General features: G+C 66.7%; 1 protein-coding gene. It reads right to left on the bottom strand.

Features of this window, described 5'->3' with window-relative positions:
* Positions 1-2,636 (bottom strand): protein kinase domain-containing protein (locus VEI45_RS18270; RefSeq protein WP_324855737.1); only part of this gene is annotated, 2,636 nt, incomplete at its 3' end.
* Between the last annotated feature and the right edge of the window lie 10 nt (positions 2,637-2,646).

Genomic DNA, 2,646 nt, shown 5'->3' with positions numbered 1-2,646 from the left:
AGGGCGGTTGGGATGTCGAGCTGATACCTGGCGGCGATACCGCCGAAGCAGTGCGCGTTGACGCTGGCAAGCGGCCCCATCATCTCCTGGTAAGGCGTCGCCCACGCCAGCAGCCGGTGCACGGCGTCGAAGTCGAAGCGGTAGATCGCGGCGAACGCTGCAGCATTTCCAGCCGCACCGGGAACCCGGGGATGGAAGGTGTCCGGTCGTGACAATGCTTCGGCGACCAGATGATCGACGGCATCCGCCCGGTCGGCGGAGATGTCTGCGGCTCCGCGCGCCACGTCGGCTTCGACACGCAGATCTGCCCGTATCGCGTCAGTGAGATCTGCACCATCCAGGGCCGCCTCGAAAGACTTCAGCGCGGCGGCGGCCGGCGCCAGGCGCTGCAGCAGGATGTTCGCCCACGCGATGGTCAGTTGCAGACGTGCGCGGGAAACCACCAACCGCGGCGGTAGCTTCCGGACGATTCCGAGCAGGGTCGTCATTTTGGACTGCTCGAGCAGATTGGTCTCGTCCTGCTCGACCAGGTCGACCGCGCGCGTGGGGTCGCCCGAGGCCAGCGCGTGGTCGACGGCCTCGTTGAGGTGGCCGTGTTCGACGAACCACTCCGAGGCGGCCCGGTGGAGTTGTTCGACCCGCTCCGGGCGGTCACAGTCGAGCCGGCGGCGCAGGAATTCGGCGAACATATGGTGGTAGCGAAACCAGTTCGGGTCCTCGTCGATCCGCTGCAGGAACAGGCCGCGCCGCTCGATCTCTTCCAGCATCGCCTGGCCGCGGGGCACCTCAGCCAGCGCGGATGCCAGCCCACCACAGGTCCGCTCGGTAATCGATGTCGCCAGCAGGAACTCGGTCATCTCCGGTTCCAGGGTGTCCAGGACATTTTCGGCGAGGAATTCGCCGATCATCTCGCTCGCGCCGGATAGTCGGCTTACCAGCGCGTTGGTGTCGCCGCCGCCGCGCAGGGCAAGCGCGGCCAGCTGCAGGGCGGCGACCCACCCCTCGGTCGACGTGGTCAAGGCTTCCACGTCGCTGTCTGACAGCTGCAGGCCGTCAACGTCGTTCAGAAACGATCGAGCCTCGTCGACGTCGAAACGCAGTGAGTCAGAGTCTATTTCGACCAATTCATCCACGATCCGCAACTTGCTCACCGGCAGTCCGGCGCGTGACCAGCTGGTCACGATGATCTGCAGGTGATGGCATCCGTGCTCGAGCAGAAAACCGAGAGCGGCCGTGGTCTGGGCGTCGGATACCCGGTGCCAGTCGTCGATGACCAGCGCCATCCGATCGTCGTTTTCGTGAATCTCGTCGATGAGCATGGTGAAGACGTAGCGGGCGGCGTCGTCGCCGTGGTCCTCAAGCACCTGACTCAATGACGCGGCGAGCGCTGGACGGACCCGTCGGACCAACTCGAGGAGATGCGCCAGGAACCATGCCACGTTGTTGTCGTCATCGTCGATCGTCAGCCAGCCGACCGCGATGCCGTCGCGCTGGAGCTCGTCTCGCCACTGGGCCGCCAGCGTGCTCTTGCCGAAGCCCGAGGGCGCTTGGATCAGGACCAATCGTCGCCGACTGCCCGCCCGGAGGACGTCGAACAGCCGGTTGCGGGCCACCAGCGATCGGGTCGGAACCGGCGGTCGGTACTTCGTCGTCGGTGTCGGGGGCGTCGGCGTGGCCGTGTCCCGCGGAACCGCCGACGGGGCCACCGGCGACGTCCGGCGCTCCACACCCAACTCGACGGGATGGGCCATCTCATCGATGGCGACGCCACTGGCGCGCTGGACCCCGCGCAGCTCGTCGCCGAACGCTGCGGCGCTCGCTGGGCGAGCGGCGGGATCGGGGGCCATGGCCCGTTCGATGACCGCCGCCACGGCAGCCGGAAATCCCTGCTCACGCAGATCCGGTATCGGCTGGGAGGTGATCCGGAGGAACTGAGCGACCACTTTCTCGCCGGTGCGGCGCTCGTACGCGGCATGGCCGGTCAACGCGCAGAACAGCGTCGCGCCGAGCGAATACACGTCCGATGCGGGTGTGGGCGTCTTGCCCTCGAGCACTTCGGGCGCGGTGAACGCCGGTGAGCCGGTGATCACTCCGGTCGCCGTCTGGAAGCCCCCGGCGATCCTGGCGATACCGAAGTCGGTCAGCTCCGGTTCGCCGTACTCGGTCAGCAGAATGTTTCCCGGCTTGACGTCACGATGCAGGATGCCCGCGCTATGGGCGGCCTCGAGCGCACCCGCCAGCTTCACGCCGATGCGCAGCGTCTCACACCAATCCAGCGGCCCGTGCCGGCGGATCAGTGCTTCGAGTGAATTCTTGGCGTGGTACGGCATCACGATGAATGGCCGACCCCTGGTCGTGGTGCCGACCTGCAAGATGGTCACGATGTGGGGGTGGCCGGATAGTCGACCCATCGCGTGCTGCTCGCGCAGGAAGCGGTCGAGATTTTCCGGGTCAAGGTCGGCGGTCAACACCTTGACGGCGACCGTGCGGTCCAGCAGCGGCTGAGCGCATCGATAGACGACGCCGAAGCCGCCCCGTCCGATTTCCGCCGCATCTTCAAAGCCCGCGTCGCGCAGTTCCGCGGGAATGTCAGGGACCAGATTCCGCTGCGACGCATGCTGATCGACGTCGGCCATCAACGGTCAC

It is taken from the genome of Mycobacterium sp., from assembly GCF_035623875.1.
In the GTDB taxonomy this organism is placed as follows: domain Bacteria; phylum Actinomycetota; class Actinomycetes; order Mycobacteriales; family Mycobacteriaceae; genus Mycobacterium.
This window is presented reverse-complemented; position numbering and strand designations above follow the sequence as displayed.